Annotated in this window: 20 protein-coding genes and 1 tRNA gene; 14 read left to right on the plus strand and 7 right to left on the minus strand. The window is 68.2% G+C overall.

Annotated features, from left to right (window positions below; all coding sequences use genetic code 11):
• Nucleotides 1-161: 161 nt before the first annotated feature.
• The 4 genes from AC07RV_RS25725 to AC07RV_RS25740 all read left to right on the plus strand — a co-directional run bounded on the left by AC07RV_RS25725 (nucleotide 162) and on the right by AC07RV_RS25740 (nucleotide 3,400).
• Nucleotides 162-1,136, plus strand: coding sequence for an ABC transporter substrate-binding protein (locus tag AC07RV_RS25725; RefSeq protein ID WP_093341005.1), 975 nt, complete (start codon nucleotides 162-164; stop codon nucleotides 1,134-1,136).
• Between the two features lie 76 nt (nucleotides 1,137-1,212).
• Entirely contained in the window at nucleotides 1,213-2,109 is an 897-nt protein-coding gene (locus AC07RV_RS25730; protein ID WP_296787514.1) for an ABC transporter permease, read from the plus strand.
• Nucleotides 2,109-2,903, plus strand: coding sequence for an ABC transporter ATP-binding protein (locus AC07RV_RS25735; protein WP_057592073.1), 795 nt, complete (start codon nucleotides 2,109-2,111; stop codon nucleotides 2,901-2,903). The genes AC07RV_RS25730 and AC07RV_RS25735 overlap by 1 nt, the downstream gene beginning before the upstream one ends.
• Entirely contained in the window at nucleotides 2,900-3,400 is a 501-nt protein-coding gene (locus tag AC07RV_RS25740) for a GNAT family N-acetyltransferase (protein WP_296787512.1), read from the plus strand. The genes AC07RV_RS25735 and AC07RV_RS25740 overlap by 4 nt, the downstream gene beginning before the upstream one ends.
• A 10-nt stretch (nucleotides 3,401-3,410) precedes the next feature.
• Here the strand turns inward: AC07RV_RS25740 and AC07RV_RS25745 are convergent, their stop codons facing one another.
• Complete coding sequence (locus AC07RV_RS25745) at nucleotides 3,411-3,689, minus strand: hypothetical protein (RefSeq protein WP_203202644.1); 279 nt, start codon at nucleotides 3,687-3,689, stop codon at nucleotides 3,411-3,413.
• A 93-nt stretch (nucleotides 3,690-3,782) separates the two neighbouring features.
• Between AC07RV_RS25745 and hemA the strand changes: the two genes are divergently transcribed.
• The 6 genes from hemA (at nucleotide 3,783) to paeA (ending at nucleotide 9,332) form a co-directional block, all read left to right on the plus strand.
• Nucleotides 3,783-5,054: a glutamyl-tRNA reductase gene (gene hemA, locus AC07RV_RS25750; RefSeq protein ID WP_057592076.1), complete on the plus strand. Its 1,272-nt coding sequence runs from the start codon at nucleotides 3,783-3,785 to the stop codon at nucleotides 5,052-5,054.
• Nucleotides 5,055-5,150: 96 nt separating this feature from the next.
• Nucleotides 5,151-6,239 (plus strand): peptide chain release factor 1, encoded by a 1,089-nt coding sequence (gene prfA / locus AC07RV_RS25755; protein WP_296787510.1) that lies wholly within the window; start codon nucleotides 5,151-5,153, stop codon nucleotides 6,237-6,239.
• Entirely contained in the window at nucleotides 6,236-7,087 is an 852-nt protein-coding gene (gene prmC / locus AC07RV_RS25760) for a peptide chain release factor N(5)-glutamine methyltransferase (protein WP_296787508.1), read from the plus strand. Before prfA ends, prmC begins: the two co-directional genes overlap by 4 nt.
• A gap of 29 nt (nucleotides 7,088-7,116) precedes the next feature.
• Nucleotides 7,117-7,443 carry a Grx4 family monothiol glutaredoxin gene (gene grxD / locus AC07RV_RS25765; protein ID WP_296787505.1) on the plus strand — a complete coding sequence of 109 codons (327 nt, stop codon included), beginning with the start codon at nucleotides 7,117-7,119 and terminating at the stop codon, nucleotides 7,441-7,443.
• 13 nt (nucleotides 7,444-7,456) lie between these two features.
• Nucleotides 7,457-7,969, plus strand: coding sequence for a cupin domain-containing protein (locus AC07RV_RS25770; RefSeq protein ID WP_296787503.1), 513 nt, complete (start codon nucleotides 7,457-7,459; stop codon nucleotides 7,967-7,969).
• Between the two features lie 79 nt (nucleotides 7,970-8,048).
• The gene (gene paeA / locus AC07RV_RS25775; protein ID WP_296787502.1) at nucleotides 8,049-9,332 is read left to right on the plus strand and encodes a polyamine export protein PaeA; all 1,284 of its coding nucleotides are present in this window, start codon (nucleotides 8,049-8,051) and stop codon (nucleotides 9,330-9,332) included.
• A gap of 15 nt (nucleotides 9,333-9,347) precedes the next feature.
• Here paeA and AC07RV_RS25780 read toward each other — a convergent pair whose 3' ends face one another.
• Entirely contained in the window at nucleotides 9,348-10,031 is a 684-nt protein-coding gene (locus tag AC07RV_RS25780) for a lytic transglycosylase domain-containing protein (RefSeq protein ID WP_296787500.1), read from the minus strand.
• The gene (locus tag AC07RV_RS25785; RefSeq protein ID WP_296787499.1) at nucleotides 10,028-11,773 is read right to left on the minus strand and encodes a proline--tRNA ligase; all 1,746 of its coding nucleotides are present in this window, start codon (nucleotides 11,771-11,773) and stop codon (nucleotides 10,028-10,030) included. The genes AC07RV_RS25780 and AC07RV_RS25785 overlap by 4 nt, the downstream gene beginning before the upstream one ends.
• Before the next feature lie 137 nt (nucleotides 11,774-11,910).
• Here AC07RV_RS25785 and AC07RV_RS25790 point away from each other — a divergent pair, with 137 nt between their 5' ends.
• Nucleotides 11,911-12,588, plus strand: a complete 678-nt coding sequence (locus AC07RV_RS25790; RefSeq protein ID WP_093341020.1) for an RNA pyrophosphohydrolase — start codon at nucleotides 11,911-11,913, stop codon at nucleotides 12,586-12,588.
• A gap of 91 nt (nucleotides 12,589-12,679) precedes the next feature.
• Nucleotides 12,680-13,129 carry a CNP1-like family protein gene (locus AC07RV_RS25795; RefSeq protein ID WP_256222354.1) on the plus strand — a complete coding sequence of 150 codons (450 nt, stop codon included), beginning with the start codon at nucleotides 12,680-12,682 and terminating at the stop codon, nucleotides 13,127-13,129.
• Nucleotides 13,130-13,199: 70 nt separating this feature from the next.
• On the opposite strand, the gene proB is transcribed toward AC07RV_RS25795, so the two are convergent.
• From proB to rplU, 4 genes are all read right to left on the minus strand, one after another.
• Nucleotides 13,200-14,339, minus strand: a complete 1,140-nt coding sequence (gene proB, locus AC07RV_RS25800; RefSeq protein WP_093341023.1) for a glutamate 5-kinase — start codon at nucleotides 14,337-14,339, stop codon at nucleotides 13,200-13,202.
• Between the two features lie 80 nt (nucleotides 14,340-14,419).
• Nucleotides 14,420-15,496, minus strand: coding sequence for an Obg family GTPase CgtA (cgtA, locus tag AC07RV_RS25805; RefSeq protein ID WP_093341025.1), 1,077 nt, complete (start codon nucleotides 15,494-15,496; stop codon nucleotides 14,420-14,422).
• Nucleotides 15,497-15,567: 71 nt separating this feature from the next.
• On the minus strand, nucleotides 15,568-15,828 hold the full coding sequence (rpmA, locus tag AC07RV_RS25810; protein ID WP_057592096.1) for a 50S ribosomal protein L27: 261 nt from the start codon (nucleotides 15,826-15,828) through the stop codon (nucleotides 15,568-15,570).
• 12 nt (nucleotides 15,829-15,840) lie between these two features.
• Entirely contained in the window at nucleotides 15,841-16,152 is a 312-nt protein-coding gene (rplU, locus tag AC07RV_RS25815; RefSeq protein ID WP_057592097.1) for a 50S ribosomal protein L21, read from the minus strand.
• Nucleotides 16,153-16,337: 185 nt separating this feature from the next.
• Between rplU and AC07RV_RS25820 the strand changes: the two genes are divergently transcribed.
• Nucleotides 16,338-17,330: a polyprenyl synthetase family protein gene (locus AC07RV_RS25820; RefSeq protein WP_296787498.1), complete on the plus strand. Its 993-nt coding sequence runs from the start codon at nucleotides 16,338-16,340 to the stop codon at nucleotides 17,328-17,330.
• A 44-nt stretch (nucleotides 17,331-17,374) separates the two neighbouring features.
• Nucleotides 17,375-17,451 (plus strand) — tRNA-Pro (locus AC07RV_RS25825).
• Nucleotides 17,452-17,495 lie beyond the last annotated feature (44 nt).

The raw sequence follows: 17,495 nt of genomic DNA on the forward strand, positions 1-17,495 counted from the left end.
AGCGGGGTAAGCACTGGCGTGGGATGCACCTTAATTGTGCAAACCACGCTCTAGACTTCAGGCTCTGGAAGTGCATGCCGCATTTCCGTGCCATCGATTCCCTGCCCCGGTGCATGCCGTGGCGTCGGACCCGTCCCGTTCCCTCTTTCCGGAGATCCCACGTGAAATTCGCCCTGCTTCGCACCCCTGTCGCCGCCGCCCTGGCCCTCGGCATGCTCGCCGCCGCGCCCGCCTTCGCGGCCGACAAGTCGGTGGCCGTGACCGCCATCGTCGAGCACCCGGCGCTCGACGCCGTGCGCGACGGCGTCAAGGCCGAGCTGAAGGCGGCCGGCTACGAAGAGGGCAAGAACCTCAAGTTCACCTACCAGAGCGCACAGGGCAACGTGGGCACTGCGGCCCAGATCGCGCGCAAGTACGTGGGCGACCAGCCCGACGTGATCGTCGCGATCGCCACCCCCTCGGCCCAGGCAACGCTGGCCGCCACCAAGACGATTCCGGTCGTCTACTCGGCCGTGACCGACCCGGTGGCCGCCAAGCTGGTGAAGAGCTGGGACGCCACCGGCACCAACGTGACCGGCGTGTCGGACCTGTCGCCGCTGGACAAGCACATCGCCCTCATCAAACAGGTGGTACCGACCGCCAAGCGCATCGGCGTGATCTACAGCCCCGGCGAAGCCAACTCGGTGGCGATCGTGGCCGACCTCAAGAAGGCCGCCGCGGCCGCCGGCATGACGGTGGTGGAAGCCGCCGCCGCGCGCACCGTCGACGTGCCGACCGCCGCCCAGAGCCTGGTCGGCAAGGCCGACGCGATCTACACGCCGACCGACAACAACGTGGTGTCGGCCTTCGAGGGCATCGTGAAGGTGGCGCAGCAGGCCAAGCTGCCGGTGGTGGCGGCCGACACCGCGACCGTCGAGCGCGGCGCGGTCGCGGCGCTGGGCCTGAACTACACCGACATCGGCCGCCAGACCGGCAAGATCGTGGTGCGCATCCTCAAGGGCGAGAAGCCCGGCACGATCGCCTCGCAGACCAGCACCAACTTCGAGCTGGTGGTGAACCCGGGTGCGGCCAAGCTGCAGGGCGTGACCCTGTCGGACGAGCTGCTGAAGACCGCCAAGGTCGTGAGCACCAAGTAAGTCCCGGCTTCATCGCCAGCGACGGGTCGTCCTGCGGGCGGCCCGTCTTTTCGTTTTCGCCGGGAGCTTCTTCCTCATGTCCCTCATCGCCTCGCTGGGCGCCATCGAGATCGGCCTGATATTCGGGCTGGTCGCGCTGGGCGTCTTCATGTCCTTCCGCATCATCAACTTCCCCGACCTCACGGTGGACGGCAGCTTCCCGCTCGGCGCCGCCGTGGCCGCCACGCTGATCGTGGCCGGCTGGAACCCCGTGGCCGCCACCGCGGTGGCCTGCGTCGCGGGCGCCGTCTCGGGCTGGGTCACGGCCTGGCTCAACGTGAAGCTCAAGATCATGCAGCTGCTCGCGAGCATCCTGGTGATGATCGCGCTCTACTCGATCAACCTGCGCGTGATGGGCAAGCCCAACGTGGCACTGATCACCGAGCCCACCGTGTTCAGCATGGCCAGCTTCGGCGGCATGCCCGAGCAGTGGGCCAAGCCGCTGTTGCTGCTCTTGATCGTGATCGCCGCGAAGATCGTGGTCGACCTGTTCTTCGCCTCCGAGGCCGGCCTGGCGATGCGCGCCACCGGCGGCAATGCGCGCATGGCGCGCGCCCAGGGCATCTCGACCGACTTCCACACCATGGCGGGCCTGGCGCTGTCGAACGCGCTGGTGGCGCTGGCCGGCGCGCTGTTCGCGCAGAGCCAGGGCACGGCCGACATCTCGATGGGCGTGGGCACGATCGTGATCGGCCTGGCGGCGGTGATCATCGGCGAGACGCTGATGCCCGCGCGCAGCATGGTGATCACCACGCTGGCCTGCATCCTGGGGGCGCTGCTCTACCGCTTCTTCATCGCGATGGCGCTGAACACCGACTTCATGGGCCTGCAGGCGCAGGACCTGAACCTGGTGACCGCCGTGCTGGTGGCCTTCGCGCTGCTGGTGCCCGCCTACAAGCGCAAGCTCGCCGGGCTTTTCAAGGGGAAGAACTGATGCTGCGCGCCGAACAACTCGAGATGACCTTCAACCCGGGCACGCCGATCGAGAACCGCGTGCTGCGCGGGCTCGGCCTGGAGATTCCCACCGGCCAGTTCGTCACCGTGATCGGCTCGAACGGCGCCGGCAAGTCGACCTTCCTCAATGCGGTGAGCGGCGACCTGATCGTCGACAAGGGCCGCATCGAGATCGACGGCAAGGACGTGACGCGGCTCAACGCCTGGCAACGTTCGGGCATGGTGGCGCGCGTGTTCCAGGACCCGATGGCCGGCACCTGCGAGGCGCTGACCATCGAGGAGAACATGGCGCTGGCCTGGAAGCGTGGCGAGCGGCGCGGCCTGGGCCTGTCGCTCAACCGCGGGCTGCGCGAGCTGTTCCGCGAGAAGCTGTCGATCCTCAAGCTCGGGCTGGAGAACCGGCTGGCCGACCGCATCGGCCTGCTGTCGGGCGGCCAGCGGCAGGCCGTGAGCCTGCTGATGGCCTCGCTCAAGCCCTCGCGCATCCTGCTGCTCGACGAGCACACGGCCGCGCTCGACCCGAAGACCGCGGCCTTCGTGCTCGAGCTCACGGCGCGCATCGTCGAGGAGAGCAAGCTCACCGCGATGATGGTCACGCACAGCATGCGCCAGGCGCTGGACTACGGATCGCGCACGGTGATGCTGCACGAGGGCCAGGTGATCCTCGACGTGGCCGGCCCCGAGCGCTCGGGCCTGGACGTACCCGACCTGCTGCGCATGTTCGAACAGACGCGCGGCGAGAAGCTCGACGACGACAAGCTGCTGCTGGCATGACCGCAGTGCGCGCGATGCGGCCCGAGGACCTGCAGGCCGTGCTGGCGATCCAGCTCGCCTGCTACGGCACGGGCTTCGTCGAGGACGGGGCGCTGATCGTGCGCCGGCTCGCCGCGGCGCCGCGCACCGGCTGGGTGGTCGAGCACGCGGGACGGGTGGCCGCCTACCTCGCGGCCTATCCCTCGCGCGTGGGCAAGCTCACGGCCCTGCACGGCGATTTCGAAGTGCTGCCCGAGGCGCAGGCCGACGCGCTCTACCTGCACGACCTCGCGGTCGATCCGGCCGCCTCGGGCCATGGCCTGGGACCGGCGCTGGTGCGGCATGCACTGGCCTTCGCCGACACGGCGGGCTGGCGGCGCTCGGCGCTGGTGTCGGTGCAATCCTCGCTGGGCTTCTGGGAGCGCCACGGCTACGCGGTGCATGCGCTGGCCGACGCGGCGCAGCAGGCGCGCCTGGCGAGCTATCCCGCACCGGCGCACTACATGGTGCGGGCCTGAAGACCGCCGCTCAGCGCCGCCAGCCGCGCTGCAGCAGCCACTGCACGGTGCCGCAGACCACCACCAGCGCGGCATAGCTCGCGATGCGGCCGTCATGGCCCGTGACCACCAGCCCGGCCAGCAGCACCAGCACGCCAGCTATCGTATTGATAGCGAATTGCGCCCAGATGGCGGGCGTTCCGGGCTTTCGCGGCATCAGGAAGCGGCCGCACAGCGCGAGCACCCCGGCCACGAAGACGGCCGGCAGCGCGAAGTTGAGGAGGTGGTTGAGCAGGGCGAGCGCGGACATTCGGGAAGGGGCGGAAGCGTCATCCGCCAGCCGCTATGGAGGTCATAGACAGCACGGTGCCGGGACGGGCTCCGCAAATTTTATAATCGCTGCATGTCTGTCTGGGCTCTTGGCTTGAACCACACGACCGCGCCGCTCGATCTGCGCGGTCGTTTCGCGTTTGCGCTCGACCAGATCGCTCCCACTCTGCAGAGCCTGCGCAGCTCGTTCTCGAGCGGCCGCCACCCGCAGGTCGAGGCCGCCATCATCTCGACCTGCAACCGCACCGAGATCTACTGCGCCGCCGACCATGCCGCGATCGACCACACGGTCGGCTGGCTGGCCCAGAGCGGCGGCGTGGCCCCCGCGCTGCTGCGCTCGCATGCCTACACCCTGCACGACGGCGACGTCGCGCGCCATGCCTTCCGCGTGGCCAGCGGCCTCGATTCGATGGTGCTCGGCGAAGCCCAGATCCTCGGCCAGATGAAGGACGCGGTGCGCGCCGCCGAAACCGCCGGCGCGCTGGGCAGCACGCTCAACCAACTCTTCCAGCGCTCGTTCGCGGTCGCCAAGGAAGTGCGCACCGCCACCGAGATCGGTGCGCACTCGATCAGCATGGCGGCCGCCGCCGTGCGCCTGGCCGGCCAGCTGTTCGAGGACCTGCGCCAGACGCGCGTGCTGTTCGTCGGCGCCGGCGAGATGATCGACCTCGCGGCCACGCACTTCGCGGCCAAGGAACCGAAGTCCATTGCCATCGCCAACCGCACGCTCGAACGCGGCGAGAAGCTGGCCTCGCGCTTCGGCGGCGAGGCGATGCGGCTGGCGGATCTGCCTGCGCGGCTGGCCGAGTTCGACATCGTCGTGAGCTGCACCGCGAGCACGCTGCCGATCATCGGCCTGGGCGCCGTGGAACGCGCGCTCAAGTCGCGCAAGCACCGCCCGATGTTCATGGTCGACCTGGCCGTGCCGCGCGACATCGAGCCCGAGGTGAAGGCGCTCGAGGACATCTACCTCTACACCGTGGACGACCTCGCCCAGGTGGTGCAGCAGGGTCAGGCCAACCGCCAGGCCGCGGTGGCGCAGGCCGAGGTCATCATCGACGCCGGCGTGCAGAGCTTCATGCACTGGCTGGGCCAGCGCGGCACCGTGCCGCTGATCCAGCAGCTCAACGCGCAGACCGACGAATGGCGTGCCGCCGAACTGGCGCGCGCGCGCAAGCTGCTCGCCAAGGGCGAATCGGTCGACGCCGTGCTCGAAGCCCTGTCGCGCGGGCTCACGCAGAAGATGCTGCACGGCGCGCTGGCCGAGCTGCACGCGGGCGATGCCGCCTCGCGCGAGCAGACGGCGCAGACCATCTCGCGCCTGTTCCTGCGCAAAGAGCGTTAGCGGCGCTCGTCCGCGAGCCCGGCACGGCGTGCCGCGGCCTCCATGCGCCTTGCCGCCGTGCCGCGGCACTTCCCCTCTTTTTTGAATCCCTCCGCCGTGAAGCCCTTCCTCCGTCACCAACTCGAACGCTATGCCGCCCGCCTCGGCGAACTCGACTTCCTGCTCTCACGCGAGGACATCATGGGCGACATGGCGCAGTACCGCACCATCTCGCGCGAGCATGCCGAGGTGACACAGGTGGCCGGCCGCTATGCGCGCTACGTGCAGCGCGAGGCCGACATCGCGGGCGCCAAGGAAATGCTCGAAGACCTCGACATGGCCGAGATGGCCGCGCAGGAAATCGCCGAGGCCGAGGCCGAGCTCGCGCAGCTGGAAGACGAGCTGCAGCGCCTGCTGCTGCCCAAGGACCCCGACGACGCGCGCAACGCCTTCCTCGAAATCCGCGCCGGTACCGGCGGCGACGAATCGGCGCTGTTCGCGGGCGACCTGCTGCGCATGTACACGCGCTACTGCGAGCGCGCCGGCTGGCGCTGCGAGATCGTGAGCGAGAACGAGAGCGAGCTCGGCGGCTACAAGGAAGTGGTGGTGCGCATCTCGGGCGACGAGGTGTTCGGCAACCTGCGCTTCGAATCGGGCGGCCACCGCGTGCAACGCGTGCCGGCCACCGAGACGCAGGGCCGCATCCACACCAGCGCCTGCACGGTGGCGGTGCTGGCCGAGCCCGACGAGGCGCAGGCCGTGCAGATCAATCCGGCCGACCTGCGCATCGACACCTACCGCGCCAGCGGCGCCGGGGGCCAGCACATCAACAAGACCGATTCGGCGGTGCGCATCACGCACATCCCGACCGGCATCGTGGCCGAGTGCCAGGACGACCGCAGCCAGCACCGCAACAAGGCCAAGGCGCTGCAGGTGCTGTCGGCGCGGATCCAGGAGAAGGAGCGCAGCGAGCGCGCCGCCAAGGACGCCGCGCTGCGCAAGGGCCTGATCGGCAGCGGCGACCGCTCCGACCGCATCCGCACCTACAACTTCCCCCAGGGCCGGCTCACCGACCACCGGATCAACCTCACGCTCTACAAGCTGCTCGCGATCATGGAAGGCGACCTCGGCGACGTGCTCGAGGCGCTGCGCGCGGCGCGCGCGGCCGAGCAGCTGGCCGAGCTCGAATCGAGCCTGCCCTCATGAGCACCGAGCCGCTCGCGCCTTCTACCGTGACCCAGGCGCTGGCCGCGGCCGCGCGGCTGGGCGTCGACCGGCTCGATGCCCAGCTGCTGCTGCTGCACGCGCTGGGTCGGCCGCCGCACGACCGCGCCTGGCTGCTCGCGCACGACACCGACGCGCTGCCCGAGCCGCTGTGGACCGCACTGTCGGCGCGGCTGCTTCGCCGCCTCGCGGGCGAGCCGGTGGCCTATCTGCTGGGCGAGAAGGAATTCCACGGCCTCGAGTTGCGCGTCGACCCGCGCGTGCTGGTGCCGCGGCCCGACACCGAGACGCTGGTCGACTGGGCGCTGGAATGCCTCGAAGGCCAGGCCGCGCCGCGCGTGCTCGACCTGGGCACCGGCAGCGGCGCGATCGCGCTGGCGCTGCAGCATGCGCGGGCCGATGCGCAGGTCGATGCCGTGGATTCCAGCGCCGACGCGCTCGCGGTGGCCCGCGCCAATGCCGAGCGCCTGAAGCTGCCGGTGCGTTTCGCCCAGGCCGACTGGCTCGCGGGCGCGGACCGGGGTTACGCGCTGATCGCCAGCAACCCGCCGTACATCGCCGCCGGCGACCCGCACCTGCCGGCGCTGCAGCACGAGCCCGTCTCGGCGCTGGTGGCCGGCGCCGACGGGCTCGACGACATCCGCCGCATCGTCGCCGACGCGCCCGCGCACCTGGCCGAAGGCGGCTGGCTGCTGCTGGAACACGGCCACGACCAGGCCCCCGCCGTGCGGCAGCTGCTGGCCGCCCACGGCTTCGCCGAGGTGCAAAGCCGCGACGACCTGGCAGGCATCGCGCGCTGCTCGGGCGGAATCCGGCGCACGGTGAAATAATCCCTCCAGCCTACTTTTCAGGAGCCCCCATGTCCGACGCCCAGCAACGCATCGACGACCTCGTCAAATCCAACGAACTCGTGCTCTTCATGAAGGGCAACGCCAGCTTCCCCATGTGCGGCTTCTCGGGCCGCGCGATCCAGATCCTCAAGGCCGTGGGCGTCGACACCAGGTCGCTCAAGACCGTCAACGTCCTCGAGGACGACGGCATCCGCCAGGGCATCAAGGACTACAGCAACTGGCCCACCATCCCCCAGCTCTACGTCAAGGGCGAATTCGTCGGCGGCTCGGACATCATGATGGAGATGTACGAGTCGGGCGAACTGCAGAAGGTGCTGGCCGGCGACGCTGCCTGATCCGGGCCCGGCGATGAGCCACGGCCACGATCACGACCACGGGCATCCGCACGACGAGGCTGCGGCCCCGGCGTGGAAGCACGACGGCGTACGGGTGATCGCGGCCAACCAGCTCGACGCCAACACCGCCCAGACGCCCGGCATGAACCGGGCCGCGGCGATCAATTTCGCGCGCGTCGGCGCGCAGAAGCTCTGGGCCGGCACGGTCACCATCCATGCCGACGCCAAGACCGGCGCCCACCACCACGGCCACCTCGAATCGGTGATCTACGTCGTGCGCGGCCGCGCGCGCATGCGCTGGGGCGAGCAGCTCGAGTTCACGGCCGAGGCCGGACCGGGCGACTTCATCTACGTGCCGCCCTACGTGCCGCACCAGGAAATCAACGCCAGCCCGACCGAGACGCTCGAGTGCGTGCTGTGCCGCAGCGACGGCGAGGCCGTCGCGGTGAACCTCGACATCGAGCCGGTCGAGAAGCCCGAGTCGGTGCTGTGGGTCGACCCGACCCACCCGCACGGCGGGGTCTGAGCGCCCTTTCTCCCGCGGGTCGCGCCCGTGGCGGGCGCACCCTGCGCCATGGCACCATCGGGGTCTGCTGGTGAACACCATGACCCTGACCCAAAGCCTGCTCGTCATCGCGCTCCTGATCGCGCTGAGCGCCTTCTTCTCCCTCGCCGAGATCGCGCTGGCCGCCTCGCGCCGGCTGCGCCTGCGCCAGATGGCCGACGACGGCGACGCGCGCGCCGACCTCGTGCTGCGCATCCAGGAGCAGCCGGGCTACTACTTCACCGTGGTGCAGATCGGCCTCAATGCGGTCGCGATCCTGGGCGGCGTGGTCGGCGAAGGCGCGCTGAGTCCCTACTTCGCGCGCCTGTTCACCGGCTGGCTCGGCCCCGAGGGCGCGCAGAGCGCGGGCTTCCTGTGCTCCTTCGTGACCATCATCGCGGTGTTCCTGGTGTTCGCCGACCTGTTCCCCAAGCGGCTGGGCATGAACGACCCCGAGCGCCTGGCGGTGCGCATCGCCAAGCCGATGCAGCTGCTGATCACCACTTTCAAGCCGCTGGTGTGGCTGTTCACCGCCTGCACCGACCTGCTGTTCAAGCTGCTGGGCATGCCGATGGCGCGCGACGACAAGATCACCTCGGCCGACATCCTCGCGATGACCGAGGCCGGCGCGCGCGCCGGGGTGCTCGCGGTACGCGAGCAGCAGGTGATCGCCAACGTGTTCGAGCTCGAGACGCGGCTCGTGAGCAGCGTGATGACCGCGCGCGACAGCATCGCCTGGTTCCTGCACGACGACCCCGAGTCGGTGCTGCGCGCGCGCATCGTGGCCGAGCCCTTCTCGGCCTACCCGGTGTGCGACGGCGACATCGACCACGTGCTGGGCTACGTCGATGCCAAGGACATGTTCCAGCGCGTGCTCAGCGGCCAGCCGCTGGCCTTCGACCAGGGGCTGCCGCTGCACAAGGCGCTGGTGATTCCCGACCGGCTGTCGCTGACCGAGGTGCTCGAGCAGTTCCAGCAGGCTCATGAGGACTTCGCGATCATCGTCAACGAGTACAGCCTGGTGGTGGGCGTGATCACCCTCAACGACGTGATGAGCACGGTGATGGGCGACCTGGTGTCCACGCCCGACGAGGAGCAGATCGTGCGCCGCGACGAGAACTCCTGGCTGATCGACGGCATCACGCCGATCCAGGACGTGCAGCGCGCGCTGCAGATCGACGAGCTGCCGCATGCCGACGAGTACGAGACGCTCGCGGGTTTCCTGATGGTGATGCTGCGCCGCGTTCCCAAGCGCACCGACAGCGTGAGCTGGGCGGGCTATACCTTCGAGGTGATGGACGTCGACAGCTACCGGATCGACCAGGTGATGGTCACCAAGACCTGACCGCCCGCGCCCGGGTCAGGCCGCGGAACGGGCCTTGTCCTGTTCCTTGCGCTCGATCTCGCGCTCGCGGTCGGCCCAGGCCCACAGCCGCTGGTTCGAGAACACCGCGTTCGGATACGGCGCCTTGCCGCGGCTGCCGTTGTAGCGGCCCAGCGTCAGGAACAGGTCGCCGCTCTCGCGGTCGAGGTAGTGGCGCAGGATCACGCAGCCGAAGCGCAGGTTGGTCTGCATGTGGAACAGCTTGGCCGGATCGCTGTCGCCGATCACGCGGGTCCAGAACGGCATGACCTGCATGTAGCCGCGCGCACCCGCGCTCGAGACCGCGAACTTGCGGAAATTGCTCTCGACCTGGATCAGCCCGAGCACCAGGCTCACGTCGAGCCCCGAGCGCTTGGCCTCGTACCAGACCGTCTGCAGGAATTCGATGCGCGAGGGCGCGTCGGCGATCTTCTTCTTGAGCCGTTCGCTCATCTCGCCGAGCCAGCGCAGGTAGGCCAGGCGCGCCTCGGTGTTCGCGAACTGCGGCACCGGCGGTGCCTTGTTGTGGATGGCCGAGCTCAGCGCGGTGCGCACCGAGTCGATCAGCGGTTCCTCGATCTGCGCGCCGGCCAGTGCGGGGCGCGGCAGCGACAGTGCCGCGAGGGCGCCCGCCGCGGCACCGATGCAATGGCGCCGGGAGAAGCCGCCCTGCAGGCTCATGCCGCGAGCTTGCCGGCGATGAAGTCCGCGATGCCGGCGGCCGGCACCTTGGTCGCGGCGGTGTCGCGGCGATGCTGGTATTCGAGCTGGCCTTCCTTGAGGCCGCGGTCGGAGATCACCACGCGGTGCGGCACGCCGATCAGTTCCCAGTCGGCGAACATCGCGCCCGGGCGCTCGCCGCGGTCGTCGAGCAGCACGTCGACGCCCTTGGCGAGCAACTCTTCGTAGAGCGCCTCGGCTGCGGTCTTGACCTCGGCGCTGCGGTCCATGCCGATCGGGCACACCACCACGGTGAACGGCGCGATCGCGTCGGGCCAGATGATCCCGCGCTCGTCGTGGTTCTGCTCGATGGCGGCGGCAGGCAGGCGCGTGACACCGATGCCGTAGCAGCCCATCTCGAGGAACTGCGGCTTGCCGGCCTCGTCGAGGAAGGTGGCGTTCATGGCCTTGCTGTACTTGGTGCCCAGCACGAACACATGGCCCACCTCGATGCCGCGCTCGATCGCCAGCACGCCCTTGCCGTCGGGCGAGGCATCGCCCGCGACCACGTTGCGCAGATCGGCCACCAGCTCGGGCTCGGGCAGGTCACGGCCCCAGTTGACGCCGGTCATGTGGAAGTCGACCTCGTTGGCGCCCGTGATCCAGTCGGCCATCAGCGCCACTTCGCGGTCGGCCACCAGCTTCACCGGCTTCTTGAGGTTCAGCGGGCCGAGGTAGCCCGGCTTGCAGCCGAAGTGCGCGTCGATCTCGGCCAGGGTCGCGAAGCGGAAGCCCTTGTCGAGGCCGGGCAGCTTGGCGACCTTGATCTCGTTCATCTCGTGGTCGCCGCGCAGCAACAGCAGCCAGACCTGCGAGCCCGTGATGTTGCCGGCCTCGTCGACGATGTCGGTGGCCAGCACCAGCGACTTCACGGTGGTGGCGAGCGGCACGCCGAGCAGCACGGCGACGTCCTCGCAGGTGCTCTTGCCGGGCGTGGGCGTCTTCTCGAGCGCATTGGCGGCGGCGGGACGCGGGCCGGCCGGGGCCAGCGCCTCGGCCTTTTCCATGTTGGCCGCGTAGTCGCTGTCGGGGCAGTAGACGATCGCGTCCTCGCCGGTGGCGGCGATGACCTGGAATTCCTCGCTGAGGTCACCGCCGATGGCGCCGCTGTCGGCCGCCACGGCGCGGTAGCGCAGGCCGAAGCGGTCGAAGATGTTGCGGTAGGCCTGCGCCATCGCCTGGTAGCTGGCCTTGGCCGCGTCGAGGTCGCGGTCGAAGCTGTAGGCGTCCTTCATGATGAATTCGCGCCCGCGCATCAGGCCGAAGCGCGGACGGCGCTCGTCGCGGAACTTGGTCTGGATCTGGTAGAAGTTCTTCGGCAGCTGCTTGTAGCTGCGGATCTCCTGGCGCGCGATGTCGGTCACCACCTCTTCGCTGGTGGGCTGCACCACGAAGTCGCGGTCATGGCGGTCCTTGATGCGCAGCAGCTCGGGGCCCATCTTGTCGAAGCGGCCCGACTCCTGCCAGAGCTCGGCGGGCTGCACCACCGGCATCGTCAGCTCGACCGCGCCGGCGCGGTTCATCTCCTCGCGCACGATCGCCTCGACCTTGCGGATGACGCGCAGGCCCATGGGCATGTACGTGTAGATGCCGGTGCCGACCTTCTTGATCATGCCCGCGCGCATCATGAGACGGTGGCTCGCCACCTCGGCATCGGCCGGCGCTTCCTTGAGGGTGGAGACGAAGAAACGGGATGCTTTCATCGGAAATGCGGTGCTGGTTCGGAGTGAAACGAGACGGACGACGGCCCCCGTAGAGACCCTGAGAGCCCGGAACCGGTCGCTTGCCGAGTGCAACCCGGCATGCATAATCGACTCAGTTCAAAAATTGGGGTTTGATTATGCTCGACCGGGACGGCTTCAGGCCCAACGTCGGCATCATCCTGCTCAACCAGAAAAACCAGGTTTTTTGGGGCAAACGCATCCGCACGCATTCCTGGCAGTTTCCGCAAGGCGGCATCGACCGCGGCGAAAGTCCCGAGCAAGCCATGTTCCGGGAATTGCATGAGGAAGTGGGTCTCCATCCGGAGCACGTGCGTATCGTGGCCCGTACCCGCGACTGGTTGCGCTACGAGGTGCCGGATCGGTTCATCCGACGAGACGCACGAGGTCACTACAAGGGCCAGAAACAAATCTGGTATCTGCTGCAACTGGTCGGCCACGACTGGGATCTCAACCTGCGTGCCACGGACCATCCCGAATTCGACGCCTGGCGCTGGCACGACTACTGGGTGCCGCTCGACGTCGTCGTCGAATTCAAACGGGGCGTCTACGAGATGGCGCTCACCGAGCTTGCTCGCTACCTGCCACGGCAGGATTTCCGCAACCGCTTCCTGCGCAGCAACGTGCGCGCCCGAGAGTTCGAGCGCCATCCCTCCGCAGGCGGCCACGACGCCAACTTCGAACTGCCTCCGGGCGCGAGCTTCGACCCGGATCCCAATGTCAAATCTGCGACCGACTCTTCCGACGGCCCCGTCTTTCCGTCCGCATCCGCTGCGCAACCTCCCACGCCGCGTTAGCCCGGCGCTCGTTCTCGCCAGTGCCCTGCTGCTGGCGGCCTGCGGCTCGGCCAAGCACGACACCGACAACCCCGACTGGGCGCAAAGCGGCATGCCGCCCCCGCCCAAGACGACGCAGTCCGATGCCGAGTGGCAGGAGTCCGCGGCACCGCCGCCACCGGCCTTCGACCAGAACAGCCTGGTGCCGATCGAGATGCCGCCCTACATGACGCTGAAGTTCGGCATCGACCCGAAGACCATCACGATCACGCCCGACGGCATCGTGCGCTACGTGGTGGTGGCGAGCAGCAAGGCGGGCGGCACGGTCAATGCCTTCTACGACGGCGTGCGCTGCAAGACCGGCGAGATGAAGAGCTATGCGCGCTACAGCGGCAATGCCTGGGAGCTGGCCAAGGCGCCCGAGTGGAAGCGCATCACCGACCTCAACTCGCGCTACACCTGGGCCATCGCGACCCAGGGCCTGTGCCGCGACAGCGCACCGCGCTCGACGGCGAGCGAGATCGTCCAGTACATCCGCAATCCGGTGCGCGAAGTGCAGTGAGCGGCACACCGGCACGATGAGAAAAGGCCCCGATCGGGGCCTTTTTCTTTGGCGCGGGTCGAGGCGAGCCTCAGACCGGCATCAGCACCATGTTGTCCCGGTGCACCATCTCCGGTTCGGCCGCGTAGCCCAGCAGCCGCTCGAACTCGGCCGAGGGCTTGCGGCACAGCAGCCGCGCCTCGACGCTCGAGTAGTTGGCGAGGCCGCGCGCCAGCTCGATGCCCTCGGCATCGCGCACCGCGATCACGTCGCCGCGCGAGAACTCGCCCGACACGCCCGTCATGCCGATCGGCAGCAGGCTCTTGCCCTCGGCACGCACCTTGGCGGCCGCGCCGGCATCGACGATCACGGCGCCACGCAGTTGCAGATGGTCGGCCATCCAGCGCTTGCGCGCCTGGTGCTTCGCGGTCTGCGCCACCAGCAGCGTGCCGATGGCGTCGCCCTGCGCGAGCCGCAGCAACGCGTCGGGCTCGCGCCCCCAGGCGATCACGGTGGAGGCGCCCGAGCCGGCCGCACGCTTGGCCGCGAGGATCTTGGTGATCATCCCGCCCTTGCCGATGCTCGAGCCCGCGCCACCGGCCATGGCCTCGAGCGCCGGGTCGCCCGCGGCGGCCTCGTGGATGAACTTCGCGTCGGGGTCCTTGCGCGGGTCGGCCGAATAGAGGCCGCGCTGGTCGGTGAGGATCACCAGCGCATCGGCCTCGACGAGATTGGCGACCAGCGCGCCGAGCGTGTCGTTGTCGCCGAACTTGATCTCGTCGTTGACCACGGTGTCGTTCTCGTTGATGACCGGCACCACGCCGAGGCGCAGCAGCGTCACCAGGGTCGAACGGGCATTGAGGTAGCGCTCGCGGTCGGCCAGGTCAGCGTGCGTGAGCAGCACCTGCGCGCTGCCGATGCGGTTCTCGCGCAGCTTGGTTTCGTACATCTGGGCCAGGCCCATCTGGCCGACAGCCGCGGCGGCCTGGAGCTCGTGCACTTCGTGCGGCCGGGTCTTCCAACCGAGGCGCTTCATGCCCTCGGCGATGGCGCCGCTCGAGACCATCACCACCTCGCGCCCGTCGCGCACCAGCGCGGCGAGCTGCCGGCACCACTCACCGATGGCGCCCTCGTCGAGGCCGCGGCCCTCGTTCGTCACGAGGCTCGAGCCCACCTTGACGACGATGCGGCGGGCGTCCCGCAGGGCTGTGGATCCGGTATTCGAGGTCATTGAAGGCTGTAGCTGGCGTGAAGACTGACGATTATGCTATTTAATCAATAGCATTGCAGGGCCGGGCCGAAGGCCCTCGCTCAAGGCTTTTCGGGCGGCAGTTCAACGAAGCGCGGATCGATCTCGGCCGGCGGCTGCTCGGCCACCTGCTGAGCCTTGACCTGGCGGTAGATCGCATGCACGAGCGGCTCGCAGCCTTCGCGCGTGAGCGCCGAGATCTCGAACACCGGGCCCTTGAAGCGCAGGCGCTTCACGAAGTCCTTCACGCGCGCGGCGCGTTCTTCCTCGGGGATCATGTCCAGCTTGTTGAGCACCAGCCAGCGCGGCTTCTCGTAGAGCTGCGCGTCGTACTTCTTGAGCTCGCCCACGATCGCCTTGGCCTGCGCAACCGGGTCGACCGTCTCGTCGAAGGGCGCGAGGTCGATCACGTGCAGCAGCAGCCGGGTGCGCTGCAGGTGGCGCAGGAACAGGTGGCCGAGACCGGCACCGTCGGAAGCACCCTCGATCAGGCCGGGCAGGTCGGCCACCACGAAGCTCTGCTCGGGGCCGACGCGCACGACGCCGAGGTTGGGGTGCAGGGTGGTGAACGGATAGTCGGCGATGCGCGGGCGCGCGTTCGAGATCGCGCTGATCAGCGTCGACTTGCCGGCGTTCGGCATGCCCAGCAGGCCCACGTCGGCCAGCACCTTGAGTTCGAGCTTGAGGCTCTTGCGCTCGCCGGGCCAGCCGGGCGTCTTCTGGCGCGGCGCGCGGTTGATGGCGCTCTTGAAGCGCAGGTTGCCGAAGCCGCCGTCGCCGCCCTTGGCGATGGTGATGACCTCGCCGGGCGTGAGCAATTCGTAGAGCACCTCGCCGGTTTCGGCGTCGGTGATGATCGTGCCGACCGGCATCTTCAGCGTGATGTCGTCGCCCGCGGCGCCGAACATGTCGGAGCCCATGCCGTGCTCGCCGCGCTTGGCTTCGTGCCGACGCGAATAGCGGAAATCCACCAGCGTGTTGAGGTTCGAGTCGGCCACGGCGAACACATGGCCGCCGCGCCCGCCGTCGCCGCCATTGGGGCCGCCGAATTCCTTGTACTTCTCATGGCGGAACGACACGCAGCCGTTGCCGCCATCGCCGGCGGCGATGTCGATGAAGGCTTCGTCGACGAACTTCATGGGATGTCCAGTTTACAAATGAAGAAGCCCCGGCAAAGCGGGGCTCCGAGACAGTCGAAGTGGCTGGAGGCTCAGGCCGCCGGCGTCACATTGACCATGTGCTTGTTGAGCGCACCCTTGAAGCCGAACGACACGTGGCCGTCGACGAGGGCGAACAGCGTGTGGTCCTTGCCCACGCCGACGTTCACGCCGGGATGGAACTGGGTACCGCGCTGGCGCACGATGATCGAGCCGGCGCTGATCAGTTGGCCGCCGAAGGCCTTCACGCCGAGCATCTTGGGCTTGGAATCGCGCCCGTTTCGCGTGGAGCCGCCGCCTTTTTTCTGTGCCATGGAGTCTGCTCCTTAACCGGCGATCGCGCCGATTTGCAGCTCGGTGAACTGCTGGCGATGGCCTTGACGTTTCTGATAGTGCTTGCGACGGCGCATCTTGAAGATGCGAACCTTGTCGTGCTTGCCGTGCGACAGCACCGTGACCGTCACCGTTGCACCGGACACCAGGGGCGTGCCAACCTTGATTTCAGCGCCGTTTCCGACGGCCAGAACCTGGTCGATCACGATTTCCTGGCCAACGTCCGCAGCAATCTGTTCTACTTTGATTTTCTCGCCGGAAGCAACGCGATACTGCTTGCCACCGGTTTTTATGACCGCGTACATGTGAACCTCTTAGGAATTGAGTCTCCGCGGCGAATTCCGCAGAGCCCAAGACTATAGCACGGTTTGCGCATGCTCACATGGCCGGGCCACCTGCCGAGGCCGGTGGCCGCTTCCCGCTCCCTATAATCGGCGCCTTCCGGCGTCCGCGCCATCCTCTGTATTCAGCAGCGCCCAGCGCCCACGCTTTGTCAGTTCCCGCCGCCGACACCTCCCCCACCGCCGCAGTCCTCGGCCTGATCGCCGGTGACATGGTCGAAGTCGACCGCGTGATCTCCAACCGCCTCGACACCGGGGTGCCGCTGGTCAGCCAAGTCTCCAAGTACATCATCTCCGCGGGCGGCAAGCGCCTGCGGCCGGCGCTACTGCTGCTGATGGCCGGCGCGCTCGGCTACACCGGCGAACAGCGCTTCAATCTCGCGGCCGTGGTGGAGTTCATCCACACCGCCACGCTGCTGCACGACGACGTGGTCGACGAATCGACGCTGCGCCGCGGACGCCCGACCGCCAACGAATCCTTCGGAAATCCCGCCAGCGTGCTGGTCGGCGACTTCCTTTATTCGCGCGCCTTCCAGATGATGTTGGATGCCAACAACATGCGCGTGATGCAGATCCTGGCCGAAGCGACCAACGTGATCGCCGAAGGCGAGGTGCTGCAGCTGATGAACATGCACGACGCCTCGCTCGACGAGTCGGCCTACCTGCGCGTCATCCGCTCCAAGACCGCCAAGCTGTTCGAAGCCAGCACGCGCCTGGCCGCGGTGCTGGCAGGCGTGACGTCCGAAGTCGAGGAGGCCTGTGCCACCTACGGGCAGGCGCTGGGCACGGCCTTCCAGGTGATCGACGATGTGCTCGACTACGCGGGCGACGCCAGCGAAACCGGCAAGAACCTCGGCGACGACCTGCGCGAAGGCAAGACCACGCTGCCGCTGATCTTTGCGATGCAGCGCGGCACCGCGGCCCAGAGCGCGCTGGTGCGCGCGGCCATCGAGGCCGGCGACACTGCCCAACTGGGCAAGATCGTCGAGATCGTGCGCGAAACCGGTGCCCTGGATGCATCGCGCGCGGCGGCCGCGGCCGAAGCACAACGCGCAATTTCTGCGCTCGACGGCTTCGCGACGAATTCGCACGCTTCAGGTTTGCTACAATTAGCGGCTCAGCTGCTTGAGCGGCGTGCCTGACACCTCTAACGAGTTGGCCAAGGACGACTGACTTTTCGCACCATCGGGGTGTAGCTTAGCCTGGTAGAGCGCTACGTTCGGGACGTAGAGGCCGGAGGTTCGAATCCTCTCACCCCGACCAGTCTTTTCGAGACTGGCATAAACCATCAGAATGCCATTTTCTGT

The sequence above is a fragment of the Variovorax sp. GW821-FHT09B01 genome, from assembly GCF_059418345.1.

Bases quoted from the DNA above. Each gene is read 5' to 3' on its own strand.
- AC07RV_RS25730 (WP_296787514.1), top strand. From the start codon at position 1,213: ATGTCCCTCATCGCCTCGCTGGGCGCCATCGAGATCGGCCTGATATTC.
- AC07RV_RS25735 (WP_057592073.1), top strand. From the start codon at position 2,109: ATGCTGCGCGCCGAACAACTCGAGATGACCTTCAACCCGGGCACGCCG.
- AC07RV_RS25740 (WP_296787512.1), top strand. From the start codon at position 2,900: ATGACCGCAGTGCGCGCGATGCGGCCCGAGGACCTGCAGGCCGTGCTG.
- AC07RV_RS25745 (WP_203202644.1), bottom strand. From the start codon at position 3,689: ATGTCCGCGCTCGCCCTGCTCAACCACCTCCTCAACTTCGCGCTGCCG.
- hemA (WP_057592076.1), top strand. From the start codon at position 3,783: ATGTCTGTCTGGGCTCTTGGCTTGAACCACACGACCGCGCCGCTCGAT.
- prmC (WP_296787508.1), top strand. From the start codon at position 6,236: ATGAGCACCGAGCCGCTCGCGCCTTCTACCGTGACCCAGGCGCTGGCC.
- grxD (WP_296787505.1), top strand. From the start codon at position 7,117: ATGTCCGACGCCCAGCAACGCATCGACGACCTCGTCAAATCCAACGAA.
- AC07RV_RS25770 (WP_296787503.1), top strand. From the start codon at position 7,457: ATGAGCCACGGCCACGATCACGACCACGGGCATCCGCACGACGAGGCT.
- paeA (WP_296787502.1), top strand. From the start codon at position 8,049: ATGACCCTGACCCAAAGCCTGCTCGTCATCGCGCTCCTGATCGCGCTG.
- AC07RV_RS25780 (WP_296787500.1), bottom strand. From the start codon at position 10,031: ATGAGCCTGCAGGGCGGCTTCTCCCGGCGCCATTGCATCGGTGCCGCG.
- AC07RV_RS25785 (WP_296787499.1), bottom strand. From the start codon at position 11,773: ATGAAAGCATCCCGTTTCTTCGTCTCCACCCTCAAGGAAGCGCCGGCC.
- AC07RV_RS25790 (WP_093341020.1), top strand. From the start codon at position 11,911: ATGCTCGACCGGGACGGCTTCAGGCCCAACGTCGGCATCATCCTGCTC.
- AC07RV_RS25795 (WP_256222354.1), top strand. From the start codon at position 12,680: ATGCCGCCCCCGCCCAAGACGACGCAGTCCGATGCCGAGTGGCAGGAG.
- proB (WP_093341023.1), bottom strand. From the start codon at position 14,339: ATGACCTCGAATACCGGATCCACAGCCCTGCGGGACGCCCGCCGCATC.
- cgtA (WP_093341025.1), bottom strand. From the start codon at position 15,496: ATGAAGTTCGTCGACGAAGCCTTCATCGACATCGCCGCCGGCGATGGC.
- rpmA (WP_057592096.1), bottom strand. From the start codon at position 15,828: ATGGCACAGAAAAAAGGCGGCGGCTCCACGCGAAACGGGCGCGATTCC.
- rplU (WP_057592097.1), bottom strand. From the start codon at position 16,152: ATGTACGCGGTCATAAAAACCGGTGGCAAGCAGTATCGCGTTGCTTCC.